Raw genomic sequence first — 14,631 nt, forward strand, 5'->3', positions numbered from 1 at the left:
TAATTCAAGAGTAAATTGCTTCAATTTTGAGATATTTCCGAACTTTTTACTCTACTGCTTTTAGCTGCTCTACAACGGAATATCTTGTTAAGAAATTCTGCTGATACTGTGTGACGATGATATTTGCAGCAAACACAATTACAAAATACAACAGCAAAAACACCCACGGGAATTGATAGGAAATATAGGACAAGCCAGGGAGTTCTGCAATCTTCTTGCATAGCAAAAGCCCCAGCGGTATCCCAATCATGCAGCTTCCAATCAAACCGCCAGAAAAGTAAATTCTATTTTCCGAACTTTGCGTTTGTTGAATTTGCTCCTTTGTCATGCCGGCAGCTTCTAACAACGCATAATCATGGCGTCGCATGACTGCATTTGTAATGCAGGTGTTCAACAAGTTGATAAAGGAAAATAGGCAAATCAACATCAATACTGCCGCAATAATGATTTTTGCATTATGGAAGTATGCGTTTGTTTCCGCCAAATCATCTGAAAAAGCAGAAGAAACCAGACGATTATCCGATGTAACAAGGGCTTTAATTTGCTCAACAGCAGCGGTATCTCGCTGGTTGTCCGTGCAAATATACCACGCCAGATCACAGTTCATTTCTGCCATGTAATCCAAGTATTCAGACGCAGTATAGAGTACACTGCCTTTATCCTTATTCTCAATGAAGCCGCAAACAGAAAAGTCCATCTGTTTCATAGATTGGCCTGTATGTACCGATGCTGAAAGGTGATCCCCTAATTTCAAATTAAGTCCGGTTTCTTCATAGTAAGGTGAAGAACGATTTATTACTACTGGAATGGTGGTAATCGTGTTTTGTAAGTAAGGCATCGTCCCCTCGATTAACTGTCCTTCAAAACTTGATGTACCGATGATGCTAATGAGGGACATATCAAATTGAGTGCTTATTGACTGATCGGGAACCGTGATTTCACAGTCCAGCTTCTTTGATGGGTAGATTCCTGATACACCAGGGATAGCCTCAATTTCCTCGCGCAGTTCTTCTGTAAAAGGACTATTCTTCATCAAGTTAGCAGTGGAGTTTTCTTCAGCAGTTGAGTTCAGCATGAGATAAACGCTGCTATTCTCATAGTATGACTGGCGAACAAGTCCCTCAATATCAATAGCCGAAGTGACAGAAAATACCGTAAACATAAGCACGCCACTTAATATGAGGGATAGTAATGTGTAAAATGCCTTTTTCCGGTTGCTGAAAAAATATTTTTGCGCAATGGCATTGGGAGTAATGTGTTTGCTTCTTCTGGAGCCTATGCTTGTTGAATGCTCCACCCGCAGAGCCGCCATAGGAGAGAAAGAAGCGGCTATCTTGGCTGGTGTTCGGAATGACCAGAAAACAATAAACCATACAAAAGCACCGGAGAAAATGGCACAGGCAATGCTTGGAACCAAATACAGTTTTAAGGGCAGCGCACAATTAAGAAGGAATCCCAAAAGCAGACCACCCAAAATAAATTTTCGGGATAATTGCTTTCTCTCATTGTGAATGATCGCTTTAATTTGCCGGTATGTCGCTCCGATGGTTCTCAACTGTGCAAATTCCCGTGTGCGTTGCAGTACGGAAATATACATGATATTTTTGATTGCAATTCCCGCAGTAAATAGCAGTACAACAGCGATTCCCAAGATTACGCCGACCATTTCCTGCACATTATTGACACGAGAGATAATCTGTGTGTCTATCGTGGCATTACACAACAGGATCGTAGCAAAGGACAGCAAGAGAGCCGCAGCAAATATAATGATGCCACTCAAAAAATTCCTTTGCTTATTTGCCGCCAAGCTATGATACGCTATTTTCCGTTCTACCCTATGGGTATCATTTTCAAATGGTAAAATCATACCTACCATCTCCTTTCCATTATGGTCTAAAACTGAATTGTTGCAGAAATGTCCTAAATGCCATCTGGTTTTGGACTGAATTGCTTCAATTTTAGGACATTTTATTTTTGACAGTATTTTTTGTAAAGCCGAACGGAAAGCAAGCCGGTAATTGCCAGTTGAATCACCAAAAAGAACAGCACAAGCCAGATGCTCTCATAATAGAATAGCTGTGTCTGAAAGACAGCAACATCAATCAATGCCACTACTCCGGCTGCCCATCGGATATGCCGGACAGAAAAGAACTTGAAAACACCCAGGACAATCATAGGCGGCAGGCAGAGCTGAATCGCATTGAGAATCAACATCTTTGTGATAGCCATGTGACTTTAACTCCTTTCATTGTTTGTAAAAAGCCTACCTCCCAAATGTTGCAGAAATGTCCTAAAATCTATGCTGCAATGTTTTTTGAAAAAAGCGGCAGCCTGCACAGGCCGCCGCTTGATTACTCTTATGGCAGGAACACCGAAAATCTCACCTTGCCTGTTATTTCAACTGTAATTTTTTCAGCAACAAAACGCATACGCCTACCGCAGCAATTAAAATGATAAACAGCGGCAGCAAATTTTCAAATCGCATAGAGTTCTCGCACATCAGCGAATATCCCCACGAAGCCGGAAATAGCTTACCAGCAGTTATAAATGCTTGTGGCAAAAATTCTGACGGGAACATAATTCCTGATAACATTGTTGAAGGCAAAAAAATCAAAATGGAAAACATCGAAGTTTTGGCCTGATCTTTAACTGCTAATCCAATAATACTTGCTATACTGAGTGATACTGCAATAAAAATTGCCAAAGAGCAAAAATACAACAGTGGGCTTTCCGGGATTACAGCATCAAATACAATCGGCGCAACGATGTATAGAATAATGCTCATAATGAACAAATGAATATAGGCCGAAAGATTTGTCAATATCAAGCCAAGATACATTGGAACTCCATTTGCAGAATAAACTTTTTTTATATCGCCTCCGTAAATTTCGACCAGAGAAGGCGGTAAACCGATCAGTGCGCCCATTGTCACGCCGAACACTGTCATAGATTGAATCAGCGTATATTTTGCATCTGGCATAACAGAAGTAAATATTCCCCCCATAATGAAAAAAAACAACAGCGGAACTATGTAACAGGTAATCAGTAAGGTTTTGCTCCGTATATCCAGTTTCCATTGTAACAATACGCCATACAGAAACGCAGCCATACTTTTATTCCCCCTTTGCAATCTTCATAAAATGCTGCTCCAGCGAACCGCGGCTTACTTGAATATCTTGAACTGTCAGCCCTTTTTCCTTATAGCATTTCAGCAAACCTAACAGGGCGTCGCCTATATTGTCCGATTCAAGAGTTTCTAAACCTTGCTCACTTCGGATGGAAATGGTGTAATGTTTCCCAACGGTGGTATTCAATTCCTCAATCGTTCCAATGAAGGCAATATTGCCATTTGTCAAAATGGCAATCCGGTCACACAGACTTTCCACTTCCGTCATATCATGGCTGGCTAATATAATAGTCTTTCCCAGCTTTTTTAATTGGCGGATTTGATTGTGGAGAGAAATCCGTCCTTCAACATCCAGGCCCGCCGTGGGTTCGTCAAGAAAAATAATATCTGGATTGCCAATCAGGGCAAGAGCCAAATGCAACCGCCTTTTCTGTCCGGTTGACAACTGAAAATATTGTTTTTTAGCCAGTTCGTTTATGCCGAGGTCAGCCAGCATTGCCTGGTTAATTGCTGTTTTGTTCCACTTTGCGAACAGTCGAACTGCCTCAATTACTTTGATGTGTTCTGGAAGGGAAGCGGATTGTAACTGTATTCCCATTTTGCCGTTTATAGCGATGGTTCCGCCATCATACTTTCTTAACCCCTCCATACATTCCAGAGTCGTTGTTTTCCCGGCTCCATTCACTCCCAGAAACGCAAATATTTCCCCTTGCTCAACATTGAAGGTTAGACCTTTAAGGACAACATGATTTCCATAACTTTTTTTCAAATCATTGACTTGTATCGCACTACTCATTTCGCACCCTCCTGAAAGGGATCGACTCCCAGTTTTGTAAAGTAAGCATTTAGTGCTGGCTCGATGAACGTATTGGCAAGCTCTTGCTTTTCTTTCCAATCCTGATCCAAACAATCTAATTGTCCAAATTCAACCAATCTGGAAAGTATGCTCATATCACCGCCCGTGAAATCAGTGATCATCGCCCAATATTTCTCTGCAAATTGTAGCCCTTGCTCGCTTGCAGCAGATATTCCGTTTGCAGAAAGTTCGATGGCCTCATTTTGTAGTTGCATGAATTTCTGCATAAATGCTTCTCCGCTTTCTTTGTCAAACCGACGGCGGATATGGTCCAGTGTTTGATTGTCAAAATGCTTAATCATCCAGTACAAATCATTTTTCATTTCCAAGTTTACGATGATGTCTGCATACTTCTTAAAATCCACACTTCGCATTTGCAATACTTCATCCCGCAGCGCCTGAAGTTCTCTTAATACTTCGGATAGATTCTCGATCCGTTTTTGTATGACCAATGCTTGTTCTGCTAAAACACTTGCAACCTCGGCTGGATCATCAAGCGATACCACCCGATTTTTAATATCATCCAAAGAAAACTCCAAATGTTTGAGTGACAAAATCTGATGCAGCCTGACAACATCCCTATCTGTATAAAGTCTGCGGCCACCTTCACTGATAGATGATGGTGGAAGCAATCCCTCTCTATCATAGTGTTGCAGTGTACGAACAGTAACTCCCATCTTTTTTGCCAGCTCACCAACAGTCATATATCCTTGTGGAATGGCATTATGTTTTTCCATTTCCGATAACACCTCCATTTACAGTATAGTTCATTACGCAGCGTAACAAGCAAGAGTATCCTCCAAAAAATTTAGGCTAAAAAGCGGCAACCCACACAGGCCACCGCTTGACTATTCTTGTGGCAGGAACACCGAAAAGGTGGAACCTTTCCCAACCTCGGAAGTCACCAGAATATACCCGCCCTGCATGGTGATGATCTCACGGGCCAGATACAGACCGATGCCGATGCCATCCACCTCATGCACCGCTTCTTCCCGGTAGAACCGCTTGAAGATGGTAGCCTGTTCCTGTTCCGGGATGCCCCGGCCCGTATCGGTCACATCAATTTTCCAGTACATTTCCCAATTCTGAACGGACACATGGATTCTGCCGCCAGCAGGCGTGTACTTCACCGCATTGTCCAGCAGATTGAACAGCGCCTCGGAAGTCCAGCGGCTGTCATGGGAAATGGACAATCCCTCTGGACAATCTATGGTCAGTTCGATGCCTTTTTTCTCCATCGGAGCCAGAATCCCGTTGATGGCGTTCACCAAAGTTTCCTCTATTAAAGCGTCCTTTTTCTCCAGCGTAATCACACCGGCCTCCAGCCGGGAAGTTTTCACCATTGCCTGAATGAGAAATTCCAACTTGTCAAGCTGGCTGCCGGTTGCCTGCAAAAACTCCCGTCGCTGTTCCTCCGAGATCGGACGGGTCAGCATGGTTTCATTGAGCATTTTCAGGTTGGCAATGGGGGTCTTGGTCTGGTGGGAAATGTCCGACAACAGAGATTGCAGAACGGCCTTTTCTTTTGCGACGGTATTCCGGTCTTTCTGTATGATGTTGTAGAGCCGTTCCAGGCGGTGGCTGATCCTCGCCAGCAGCGTTTCCGCTTCATAGTCCATTTCCGGCCGCGCGGCGCTGTCCATCATGTCATCCAGCGTCCGGCACAGGCTGTCGGTGAACAATGTCAGCTTCTTTTGAAAGTAGTGCAGGAAAATCCCGCCCCATACCAGAAACACAGCGGTCAGCAGCCCGCCGTACAAAACTACCCGCAGGTTTTTCGTGACCAAAAACAGGCAGAGCAGCACCAGAAAAGAGGTTGCCAGAAGGCCAACCGTAATGAGCCGCAGAAACTTTTTGACGGATAGATTTTCCAGCTTCATGCCTGCTCACCGCCGATCCACTGATAGCCCATGCCATAGGTCGTCTTGATATACTTATGCTCGTCCGTTTCGATTTTCTTACGGATACGGCTGATGATGGTGGTCAGGGTATGCTCGTCCACAAAGTCCCCGTCAATGTCCCACAGCTTCTCTAAAATCTGCCGCTTGGTCAGGATAATCCGGGGATTCTTTACAAACAGGAACAAGGTGCGGTATTCCTTTGGGGTGAAGTCCAGCGGTTCCCCGGCAAGGGACGCCCGCTGCTCGGAAAAGTCGATTTTCAGAAAGCCGTCGTCAAACAGATCGTGCCGGGGCGTGCGCAGTTCCAGATTGGCAAAGACCGCCGCCACCTTCCTGCACAGCACTGTCACAGAAAAGGGCTTCGTCACATAGTCCGCGCCGCCCGCCTCATAGCCTTTGAGCATATCGCTTTCCTTGTCGTTGGCCGTAATGAAAATGATGTAGGTGTGCTGGCCGCGCCCCCGGATTTCTTCGCAAAGATCAAGACCGCTGCCATCCGGCAGATTGATGTCCAGGAGCGCAACATCAAACTCGGTTTCTTTCAAATGGGAAACAGCGTCCTTGTGGTTATAGGCCGCTGTGATTTCATAGCCATCAGACGCCAGGTTATATCCCAGAGTCCGGTTCAGGAGGGTATCGTCCTCCACAATCAATATTTTTCTCATGCACTCACTTCCTCTCCTTTTTCGTCTGCACCTCTTATCTTAAAGCTGAAATGTTGCAGAAATGTCCTAATTCAGGTTTTTTTATTTCATACTTTTCTTATATACGCAATCTATTATATACGAAAAACAATAAAAACGAAAATATGCGATTGTCTTTTTCGTTATGTACCCAGCCGCATATGTGGCTGGGTTTCTTTTTTGAGAGAGTTAATAAGCCGGGCAGCCGTAACCGTAAATGACGCTGCTGCCGATGGAATAACTGTTTTGCCTGCAAGCGTCACCGGAATTGCCCTCAACGGTGTAAACCGTTCCGTTTTCCACACACTCTACAATTCCCACATGGTCGGTTACACCATCACCCTCCCAATCAAAGAAGATTATCTGCCCTGCAGACGGTTCAAAATTACGATCCTGCCATTGCCCCCGGTCCTTGAACCATTGGGAACCCTGCACGCAGCCTGCAAATTTCGGGATAACCTCAGCTTCAATATAGCCGCATTGATCCGCGCACCAGCTCACAAAGTAGGCGCACCATTCCATACGGCTGCCAAAGCCATACCAGCTCCAGTACGGTTCGCCGCCGACATTCCCCACCTGGGAAAGCGCGATGGTAACGATCTCGCCGTCCCCTCCGGTAATGCCATAGAGCACCTGGGCTCCGGTGGCCTTGTCCAGCAGCATTTGATTGTATTCCCTGCGGTACTCGTCCCGGAAGTCCTCCTCCATCGGCATGAGGATGGATTGTTCAAAGTTCGCCTTGTTCATGCGGCGGTTATTGATGGTGATTTTCGTCACCGCGCTGGAATCCAGCGAATTGAGCAGTTCCGAATAAGTGAGGAACATACTCTCTTTATCCTCCCGGCTGGCTACCAGATAGTTAATATCCGAAATGGAAAACTTGTTCCCACTCAAAAAAATGCCGTCCTGCCAGATACGGCGGACGGGGATCACATCCTGCACTTTTTTCGGAACAGTATATCGCTCTTTCTCCTGCTTGGACAGGTTTTTCAATGTTTTAATCATGTTTTTCCTCCTTCCGCTTGTGGAGATGTTTCGGTCCTTTGGGCTGTCTCTTGGCAGGTCGCCCGGTTTGCAGCCCCTCGATCACATCTTTCAAAGCCGCATAGTAGTAGTTTCTATCTTCAAACCGGAATTCCTTGGGTTCCAGTATTTCCGAGCGCAGCCATGCCCAGATAAACTGTTCCGCCGTCATGCCGTGGTAGGTGATGAACCCCAGCATGGCAAAAGGGGCCGCACCCAGAATACACATCCAGGAAAGAGTCTCCACGCCAAAGTAGGGGCGCAGGAGAAAATAAAGGCCCACGGCAACGCCGCAGGCCAGAATAGAAAATATAAACTGCCGCATACTCAAGCCGAAAAACATAGATTCGGTGTAGTTGCGGATTTCGCGGTTGATCTTGACTTCCATAAGTTCACCTCACAATCACATCACCGGTTTTCATATAAACGATGTTTCGTTTCGGGATATAGGTGAAACCCAGAATCGGATCGCCTACGGTCAAAACATCGTCCTGCGCCGCCTTGGAGAACTGGCCCACGATTCCTTTTTCCACAGGCAGGTCGTAATCTTCGGCCATTTGGATGGTAGTTCCGTCAATCAAATGCAGCACATAAACTTGATAACTCATTCGGTTTCCTCCTTATTTATAATCCCATCATCTCGCGCACCACGCGGTCGGCTCCCTCCAGACAGACGGCGGCATAGCTTTTGATAAAGCTCTTGCCCACATTCTGGGTGGGTTCTCCCGCAAAAGTGGAGAAAGGCACCGGCGCGATGGCCGTATATAAATAAATCTTAAAAAAGCGCCCGTAGACGGTCATAATCATAATAAACGACAACACAGTAACGATCAGCCCGCCAATGAGCGTTACCGCCCAGAGGGGGATACTCTCAAAGAAACCGCAATCCTCCACCGCCGTAACGATCTCCTGGGGGAGAACCGTCTGCTGTGCGGTCCCAAACCCTGCGGCGTTCATAATGGTGGAGACAAGGCCCTGCACAATATTAAACAGAGCGATCATCAGTTCCAGTCCATAGGTTACAACCCCCTTGGCGATGGCAAACCGGATGAACAGCTTTAAGGCATGCTCCGGCTTTTTTACCTCTGCAAAGCTGCCGCAGGTTTTCATCACACCCACCACAAAAAAGAGCACCAGAAGCACCAGGCCAATAGCCCGCACCGCGTCATGAATATTGACGATCACGCTCCAGATGGAACCGCCCTTAAACTGTTCCGGGCTTTGTGTGATAAGCTGCCAGATTTCCGAAAGATATTTGTTCCAGGTGTCGAGGGCGTTTTGCAGATTTTGTACAACCCAGTTATCGGACAAAACGCTCACCTCCCATTCCCCCGAAGCCGGGCGGCATAGAAAAATCGCTCTCTATTTCATTTCCCCATGCGTCCCAGCCTTCTGTTTTTTTCCGTGCAAACAGCTCCACGCAGGGAAGGTCGCCTAAAAGCTCCACGATTCGTTCCCTCACCACATCCGACTTTTTGCTGTGTTCCTCAATAGAGCTTAGTATGACCTGGTGGACACTGGCGGAACGGCGTTTTGGCCGCCCGACGGTGGCCAGCATACAAAGCTCCGCATTCGCCCTTGTCCAGTACCCCATGCCCCAAAAGAGGGAATCGGCTTTCTTATTTTTCTTGATCCACACAAAGGCCACAGTTTTATAGATAAAGCCCCAGGCTTCCATGACAGAGAAACAATCCTGTAACAGGGGAACCGTCGTCCACAAAAAGAGGGCACAGTCTGAAGAAGCCAGTTGCCGCACTGGAAGGCGTTTGATGTCCTCCAGAGCCATTGTCGGGTAGTGGCTTTCCGCACTGCGTCCTTGCCCTTTTTTTTGAATAGACTTTATATTGCCAGGGTGGGTCTGCATAAATGATTTGATATTTTTTCAAATGGCTGCCTCCTCTCTTTCCGGCATAACCAGGGACGGACCACATCGGCCCGCCCCCGTACTGCCGTATTTTACTTTACCTTTCACCGCGCTCCGGCGAACTGTGGACAATGCCGTACACATCGTCCACAAAATTGCGCCCTACAAAGGGGTTGAACATCGCGTGGCATTTCACACCATTGTACTCGGCCAGGTAGTCGTTATCCCCCAGGCGCTTGAGGATAGCGGCTTCTCCCAGCACATTTTTCTCCCCCTGCTTCAAAGAGTGGATATAGCACTCGCATTTCAGATTCATAGCAGGCTCCTTTCCACCGGAATAATCAGCCGGTAATCAGGGTCAAAATCTCCTTGGCAAAGGTGATGACAACACCTTCGGCCAGCGTCAGAAAGCCGTTAGCGCGCTGGCTGGGATCGTGTGACTTGAGGGACAAACCAATCTGCACGATACCAAAGCCCAGCAGGATCATACCGCCAGCCCGGATCAGCCCGAAAATAAATTCAGACAGGTTGTTGATAACCGTGAGAGGGTCCCCGGCGGCAAAAGCCGTGGTAGCGCCGCAGCACAAGGTGAGCACCATCGCCGCGTAAACAACAAAAATTCTCCGGCTCTTTTTGCCCATGGGCAAGCTGTGGGTTTCCTTGTTCTTCTTGGTTTCCTTCTTAAACAGCTTCATTTTGCTTTTCCTCCTTGAATTGAAAGATTTTCTCCATGTCCTCATCGGACAGAAGTTCACAGGTCGTATCCGGCTCTTGGAGCTTTGCAAGCTCTCCCGGCGCAAGGCGGCCAATGGTCATGCCCGCCACCGCGTTTTCTGTACCGCCGTGTGCGTAGGCCGGTGCGCCGCCGTCGGTGGTGTATTTTACATTGGGGTGCTTTAACAGTTCATATTTCTCATCCATCAGCGGCGGCTCGCCCCTGATAAAAAGCAGGGCCAGGCGGTTGTCCAGCATACGCACCTCGTCCGGGGTCAGCAGCTCCCGGCCCGTGATCTGGTTGTTGGTGGAATAGCTGCCGGAATGCCCGGCACTCTTGCCGTAGGTGTCCAGCCATAAGGTGCTTTTGCCCAGATAACTTTCCGAGATGAGCTTGTGGGTGGACGATTCGTTGCCTCCCAAATAGAGAAACTCATCGCAGTTGCCCATGATGGATTCCCACTGCTTTTCATACAGCGCCTTTAACTGCGCGATATTCTGGATGATGATGGATACGGAAATATTACGGGAACGCATGGTTGCCAGCAGCTTGTCAAAATCATCGTTCAAACTGACATTCGCAAACTCGTCCATCAAAAAATGCACCGGCACGGGCAGGCTGCCGCCATGCACACGGTCGGCGGAATAAAACAATTCCTTAAAGGTGCTGGCATACAAAAGGCTCACCAGGAAGTTAAAGCTGCCGTCATTGTCCGGGATAAGGGCAAAGAGGGCCACTTTCTTTTCTCCCAGGCTGGCCAGCTCCAGTTCATCGGTAGCGGTAAGAGCTGCCACCGACGAAAGATTGAATTTCTCCAGCCGTGAGGCAAGCGTGATCTGGATGGATTTTAAGGTCTTTGCGCTGCCGGAACGGTAGTCCTTGTAATACTTCACCGCGATATGGTCGGGGAAACGCATTTCCAGCCGTTCAAACAGATCGTCCAGCGGGGATTGGTAGGAATCCAGGATGAAAAACGAGGTGTTCGCCTGGCAGAGATTGACCTTTGCATAAAAGCGGCTTTTTCCTGCGCCGCTGCCGCCGCAGACCAGAGTATTGAGCGTCCTGCGGTGTTTTCGTCCGTCCAGCCCCATGCGGACATGCTGGGTAAAAATGCGGTTCTGAAACGGGTTTTTATCCCGGTATTTCTTGTTCACGGCTCGCGGATCGCCCCATTCGGCGGAACCGTGTTCCTCGCCCCTGCGGTAGTTGCGCCTGGATGAAAGATAAATGCCAATGCCCAGCCCGTAAGCGGCAATAAAAATAAGGACAGTTTTTACACTGTCCTCCGGGGTCGCGCTGTTCCTCCAGCATATCGTTGCGCAGTTCATTGAGGGCGCGGATCATAATGCCGTGCTCGTAACTGTCCAGGGTGAGGACAACCTTATCCTGTCTTTCCATCATTCAAACCTCCTTCACCGTTTCTGTTTGCCGACACGGGTAAGCCCCATATTTCTGGCCATGCGTCCGTTGATCTCCTTAAAGGCATTGTGCATATCCGTAAGGGCTGCCGGGAAATCCTCCCTGGGGTCTTTGCCCTGAAATACGCTGTCCAGCCGGGAAATGTTGTAGCCGCCTGTGTCAACGCCGTATCTCTGGCAGAGCATATAGCTGACGGCATAGGCTTTATACCCGTCTGTCTCACGGGAATATCCGGCATTGTTTCTGGAAAGCTGCACATTGGCAAGCTCCAAAGAAACACAGCGGAAAATATCCGGCGCGTCCATGCCTTTTTTCACCAGGACAGCGTTCTGCTCCTGATCGAATACGGCTCCGCGCCCCTGGACGGGCAGTTCCTCCACCGCCCGGATGGGAACCGGGGAATTACTGATAAGCGCTTTTAGAAGCAGGCGGTCATCATAGCTCACCTGGGGCTGGGCCTCATCCCGCGCTGTGGTCTGGGGAATATCAAACACTTCCTTGGCATAGAAGTTCTGTCCCACACTGCCATCCTCGCGGCGGTATGCCTTGCCCGGTTCCAGAATGATGATTGGCAGGCGCTTTTCCTCCTCCAGAATCTCAATGCCCTGGGAAGCCCACTCCTTATAGCCGCCCACGCGCTGGGCGGATGGGAACTGCTCTCCAATCAGGATCGCATTGCGCGCCGAGTGGAAAGGGAACCTGCTCTGCGTATCCAGATATGCCTGCATATTACCATGACCCTCTGAAAACTCATGAAATACCCGATCCAGCGTAGCATAGGCTTCTTTTCTTTGCTTTTCCTCGCGGACCTGCCACCACTGGCGCTTGGGGCGCTCTTTTTGGCTTTCCTGCTTCTGCGGTGCCGCCTCTTTCTGCGGCTGCTGTTCACAGACTACCTCTCTTTCGATTTGGGTTTCTTTTTGGGCTTGGGCGGCTGGTGCTGCGTGGTTTTCTGCGCAGGCTTCTTCCTGGGCACAGCTTCTTCCACCTTTGCAGCCTCCGCCTCTTTCTTCCTCTGGGCCTGAATATCACGAAGCTCCTGGCGCACAGAAGGCTTCTGCGCCCCATCAGAAGTACCCCTTTCGGATCTGCTGCTGTTCTCTGAGATAGGCGCGGACGGATGGGATTTTTCCTCCGCTGGAGCAAAAGGGGCGCTTTTCTCCGCTGCCGGGTTTTCCGGCTGTGCCTTTTCCTTTTGGGACGGCTTCTCCATCAACTCATCGAGAAGTTTATCATCCTAGCTCTTTTCCGGGGTGGTCTGTTCCGGAGCGGCTGGCTCACTGCCGCGCTGTTCACGGGACTTCTCAATATCCTCTCTGATCGAAGCGGTGTCCACCACTGTGAGATTGAATTTCTCTACGATACGGTTGGCTCTCGCCGCGTCATCCTCGAATACCAGAATGTCGATGGTATCATCATGCTTTTTAACAGGAATGGGCGCATAGAGAATCCCATATCCTTTCGCTTGTCTGGCAAACTCCGGGGCGTCTTCTTTCTTGATGGTATAGACCGTCATCGGGCGCTTTTCCCGCAGCATGGTTTCAATGCGCGCCTTCCCCTTGGTCTTTTTCTGGTCTTTCAAAATCGTGTAAAGGGCTGCGGCCAGATTCTTGGCAGCCGCGCCCGTGATCTTCAGGGCAAATTCCGTCCCCTCCAAACTCATTCGCACGATCTGCTCCGCTGCCTCGCCTGAGTTATACATGCCAAATCATCTCCTTCCTTTTAACGGTTCTTCCCGGCGGTTTCTCTCCGCATTTTTATCCTGATGTTCCTCCCGTGCATCCCGTATCTTCTCTTTGAGGGAGAGGGAACGCGCCGCGATGTCCCTGCACAGTTTTATTTCCCGGCGCAGGGCCTTGATCTGCGCGGAAAGAGCCTCGATCTCCGCCCGTATTTGTTCCTGCCGGTCTGGATCGGCAAGCACCGCCTTGGTACGCAGTTTTCGATAGAGGCTTTTTCGCTGCTCTGCGGCGCTGGCAAGCTGGGAGTCCGCCTCAGATTGATACGCTGTAAGCTGCTGCATGGTATCGATACGGCGGCGGGAAAGAAGCCGCGCCTCATCGGTCAACTCTTTCGCCCGGATCAAATCTTCCCGGCAAGTATGAGATACCCGCCTGGGCGGGCGGTTCTGCTTTTGTGGGAACACTCCTAACAGATAACAGTAGTGAAAGTAAAGGGCGCGAAAACCCGTTACCTTTTTGGCTTGTTTCCAATCCCCATGAAGTCTGCACCGTTTTGGCTCCGGCCTGAATTCCCGCTGCGGGCGGCTCTGGGCCAGAATCCGTTTGCGGATATTTTCCAGAGAATAGTCCTCGCCAAAGTTTCGCATGAGTTTGCGTCCACGGGGGTAATCGAATGGACGAACTGTGATGTCCTTGCCCACCTTGATGTCGTATCCCATCTGCCGCAAGCGATAAAAAAACTGCCGTTCCGTCATAGATTGGCGGATGGCAGTATCCACATCGGCTTTGATAAGGGAGAGATAGGTGGGGCGGCCCTCCTGTTCGGCCCGCCATTCCCCGTAGTGCTTAGATTTTCCGCGTTGGGGATGTTCAATGACGGAAAGGCCGTATTCCCGGCACAGACGGTCCGATTCCTTCTGCATATCGAAGTAATCCTTTTCGGTGCGGTGATACTTGATCCCGTCCAAGAACGAAACCGTGTTCACTACAAAATGATTGTGCAGGTGGTGGGCTTTATCTAAATGGGCGGCAACCAGCACCTGGTATTTTTCGCCCCACAGCGCCTTTGCCAGCTTCAGCCCAATCTCATGGGCCATTTCCGGAATAGCCTCACCGGGCGCAAAGCTCTGGTAGCCGTGATAGGCTACCGTGCCTTCCTCCTTGCCAAACCGCTTTTTTACAGCCACCATCTCGTCGCGGGCGGTGGTTGGGCTGCAATTCACCCCGGAAACAAATTGCTGCATAACGGGCAGTTCCTCATCATCCACCGTAACCTTTCCCGTTTTCTTCTGCTGGACGGCATACTCGATCACATCGGAAAGACCCTGGACCGATTTGTCATCCATGTCCTGTTTCTCATA

At 48.9% G+C, this 14,631-nt stretch carries 16 protein-coding genes and 3 pseudogenes; all 19 read right to left on the reverse strand.

Annotated features, from left to right (window positions below; genetic code table 11):
* Positions 1 to 46: 46 nt before the first annotated feature.
* The 19 genes and pseudogenes from FYJ45_RS06155 to FYJ45_RS06240 all read right to left on the reverse strand — a co-directional run bounded on the left by FYJ45_RS06155 (position 47) and on the right by FYJ45_RS06240 (position 14,616).
* The gene (locus tag FYJ45_RS06155; RefSeq protein WP_195841691.1) at positions 47 to 1,867 is read right to left on the reverse strand and encodes an ABC transporter permease; all 1,821 of its coding nucleotides are present in this window, start codon (positions 1,865 to 1,867) and stop codon (positions 47 to 49) included.
* 101 nt (positions 1,868 to 1,968) lie between these two features.
* Entirely contained in the window at positions 1,969 to 2,229 is a 261-nt protein-coding gene (locus FYJ45_RS06160) for a hypothetical protein (protein ID WP_154463901.1), read from the reverse strand.
* Between the two features lie 163 nt (positions 2,230 to 2,392).
* Positions 2,393 to 3,109 carry an ABC transporter permease gene (locus FYJ45_RS06165; protein ID WP_154463902.1) on the reverse strand — a complete coding sequence of 239 codons (717 nt, stop codon included), beginning with the start codon at positions 3,107 to 3,109 and terminating at the stop codon, positions 2,393 to 2,395.
* Between the two features lie 4 nt (positions 3,110 to 3,113).
* The gene (locus tag FYJ45_RS06170) at positions 3,114 to 3,923 is read right to left on the reverse strand and encodes an ABC transporter ATP-binding protein (protein WP_154463903.1); all 810 of its coding nucleotides are present in this window, start codon (positions 3,921 to 3,923) and stop codon (positions 3,114 to 3,116) included.
* Complete coding sequence (locus tag FYJ45_RS06175; RefSeq protein WP_154463904.1) at positions 3,920 to 4,720, reverse strand: MerR family transcriptional regulator; 801 nt, start codon at positions 4,718 to 4,720, stop codon at positions 3,920 to 3,922. Before FYJ45_RS06175 ends, FYJ45_RS06170 begins: the two co-directional genes overlap by 4 nt.
* A 111-nt stretch (positions 4,721 to 4,831) precedes the next feature.
* Positions 4,832 to 5,863, reverse strand: a complete 1,032-nt coding sequence (locus tag FYJ45_RS06180; RefSeq protein ID WP_154463905.1) for a sensor histidine kinase — start codon at positions 5,861 to 5,863, stop codon at positions 4,832 to 4,834.
* A complete protein-coding gene (locus tag FYJ45_RS06185) occupies positions 5,860 to 6,549 on the reverse strand; it encodes a response regulator transcription factor (protein WP_154463906.1) in 690 nt (229 codons plus the stop codon). Before FYJ45_RS06185 ends, FYJ45_RS06180 begins: the two co-directional genes overlap by 4 nt.
* Before the next feature lie 207 nt (positions 6,550 to 6,756).
* Positions 6,757 to 7,572 (reverse strand): CHAP domain-containing protein, encoded by an 816-nt coding sequence (locus FYJ45_RS32120; protein ID WP_330588562.1) that lies wholly within the window; start codon positions 7,570 to 7,572, stop codon positions 6,757 to 6,759.
* A complete protein-coding gene (locus FYJ45_RS06195; RefSeq protein WP_154463907.1) occupies positions 7,565 to 7,978 on the reverse strand; it encodes a PrgI family protein in 414 nt (137 codons plus the stop codon). Before FYJ45_RS06195 ends, FYJ45_RS32120 begins: the two co-directional genes overlap by 8 nt.
* Before the next feature lie 4 nt (positions 7,979 to 7,982).
* Positions 7,983 to 8,198: a hypothetical protein gene (locus tag FYJ45_RS06200; RefSeq protein ID WP_154463908.1), complete on the reverse strand. Its 216-nt coding sequence runs from the start codon at positions 8,196 to 8,198 to the stop codon at positions 7,983 to 7,985.
* Between the two features lie 49 nt (positions 8,199 to 8,247).
* Positions 8,248 to 8,901, reverse strand: a pseudogene (locus FYJ45_RS06205) (hypothetical protein); the annotation flags it as partial.
* A pseudogene (locus FYJ45_RS06210) lies at positions 8,891 to 9,476 on the reverse strand (MT-A70 family methyltransferase). The pseudogenes FYJ45_RS06205 and FYJ45_RS06210, both read right to left, overlap by 11 nt.
* A gap of 75 nt (positions 9,477 to 9,551) precedes the next feature.
* On the reverse strand, positions 9,552 to 9,770 hold the full coding sequence (locus FYJ45_RS06215) for a hypothetical protein (RefSeq protein WP_154463909.1): 219 nt from the start codon (positions 9,768 to 9,770) through the stop codon (positions 9,552 to 9,554).
* Between the two features lie 25 nt (positions 9,771 to 9,795).
* The gene (locus FYJ45_RS06220; protein ID WP_154463910.1) at positions 9,796 to 10,149 is read right to left on the reverse strand and encodes a glutamyl-tRNA amidotransferase; all 354 of its coding nucleotides are present in this window, start codon (positions 10,147 to 10,149) and stop codon (positions 9,796 to 9,798) included.
* Positions 10,136 to 11,452, reverse strand: a pseudogene (locus tag FYJ45_RS06225) (VirD4-like conjugal transfer protein, CD1115 family); the annotation flags it as partial. The gene FYJ45_RS06220 and the pseudogene FYJ45_RS06225, both read right to left, overlap by 14 nt.
* A gap of 129 nt (positions 11,453 to 11,581) precedes the next feature.
* The gene (locus tag FYJ45_RS06230) at positions 11,582 to 12,316 is read right to left on the reverse strand and encodes a hypothetical protein (protein WP_235930620.1); all 735 of its coding nucleotides are present in this window, start codon (positions 12,314 to 12,316) and stop codon (positions 11,582 to 11,584) included.
* Positions 12,317 to 12,480: 164 nt separating this feature from the next.
* Positions 12,481 to 12,801, reverse strand: coding sequence for a hypothetical protein (locus FYJ45_RS30425; RefSeq protein WP_235930622.1), 321 nt, complete (start codon positions 12,799 to 12,801; stop codon positions 12,481 to 12,483).
* Positions 12,802 to 12,825: 24 nt separating this feature from the next.
* Complete coding sequence (locus tag FYJ45_RS30430; protein ID WP_235930623.1) at positions 12,826 to 13,290, reverse strand: PcfB family protein; 465 nt, start codon at positions 13,288 to 13,290, stop codon at positions 12,826 to 12,828.
* A gap of 6 nt (positions 13,291 to 13,296) precedes the next feature.
* The gene (locus FYJ45_RS06240; RefSeq protein WP_235930624.1) at positions 13,297 to 14,616 is read right to left on the reverse strand and encodes a relaxase/mobilization nuclease domain-containing protein; all 1,320 of its coding nucleotides are present in this window, start codon (positions 14,614 to 14,616) and stop codon (positions 13,297 to 13,299) included.
* Positions 14,617 to 14,631 lie beyond the last annotated feature (15 nt).

The organism is Eisenbergiella porci (assembly GCF_009696275.1).
Taxonomy (GTDB): domain Bacteria; phylum Bacillota; class Clostridia; order Lachnospirales; family Lachnospiraceae; genus Eisenbergiella; species Eisenbergiella porci.

Coding starts and splice junctions, on each gene's coding strand:
- FYJ45_RS30425 (WP_235930622.1), bottom strand. CDS start 12,801: ATGGAGAAGCCGTCCCAAAAGGAAAAGGCACAGCCGGAAAACCCGGCA.
- FYJ45_RS06230 (WP_235930620.1), bottom strand. CDS start 12,316: ATGCAGGCATATCTGGATACGCAGAGCAGGTTCCCTTTCCACTCGGCG.
- FYJ45_RS06165 (WP_154463902.1), bottom strand. CDS start 3,109: ATGGCTGCGTTTCTGTATGGCGTATTGTTACAATGGAAACTGGATATA.
- FYJ45_RS06160 (WP_154463901.1), bottom strand. CDS start 2,229: ATGGCTATCACAAAGATGTTGATTCTCAATGCGATTCAGCTCTGCCTG.
- FYJ45_RS30430 (WP_235930623.1), bottom strand. CDS start 13,290: ATGTATAACTCAGGCGAGGCAGCGGAGCAGATCGTGCGAATGAGTTTG.
- FYJ45_RS32120 (WP_330588562.1), bottom strand. CDS start 7,572: ATGATTAAAACATTGAAAAACCTGTCCAAGCAGGAGAAAGAGCGATAT.
- FYJ45_RS06240 (WP_235930624.1), bottom strand. CDS start 14,616: ATGGATGACAAATCGGTCCAGGGTCTTTCCGATGTGATCGAGTATGCC.
- FYJ45_RS06175 (WP_154463904.1), bottom strand. CDS start 4,720: ATGGAAAAACATAATGCCATTCCACAAGGATATATGACTGTTGGTGAG.
- FYJ45_RS06220 (WP_154463910.1), bottom strand. CDS start 10,149: ATGAAGCTGTTTAAGAAGGAAACCAAGAAGAACAAGGAAACCCACAGC.
- FYJ45_RS06215 (WP_154463909.1), bottom strand. CDS start 9,770: ATGAATCTGAAATGCGAGTGCTATATCCACTCTTTGAAGCAGGGGGAG.
- FYJ45_RS06195 (WP_154463907.1), bottom strand. CDS start 7,978: ATGGAAGTCAAGATCAACCGCGAAATCCGCAACTACACCGAATCTATG.
- FYJ45_RS06180 (WP_154463905.1), bottom strand. CDS start 5,863: ATGAAGCTGGAAAATCTATCCGTCAAAAAGTTTCTGCGGCTCATTACG.
- FYJ45_RS06200 (WP_154463908.1), bottom strand. CDS start 8,198: ATGAGTTATCAAGTTTATGTGCTGCATTTGATTGACGGAACTACCATC.
- FYJ45_RS06170 (WP_154463903.1), bottom strand. CDS start 3,923: ATGAGTAGTGCGATACAAGTCAATGATTTGAAAAAAAGTTATGGAAAT.
- FYJ45_RS06185 (WP_154463906.1), bottom strand. CDS start 6,549: ATGAGAAAAATATTGATTGTGGAGGACGATACCCTCCTGAACCGGACT.
- FYJ45_RS06155 (WP_195841691.1), bottom strand. CDS start 1,867: ATGATTTTACCATTTGAAAATGATACCCATAGGGTAGAACGGAAAATA.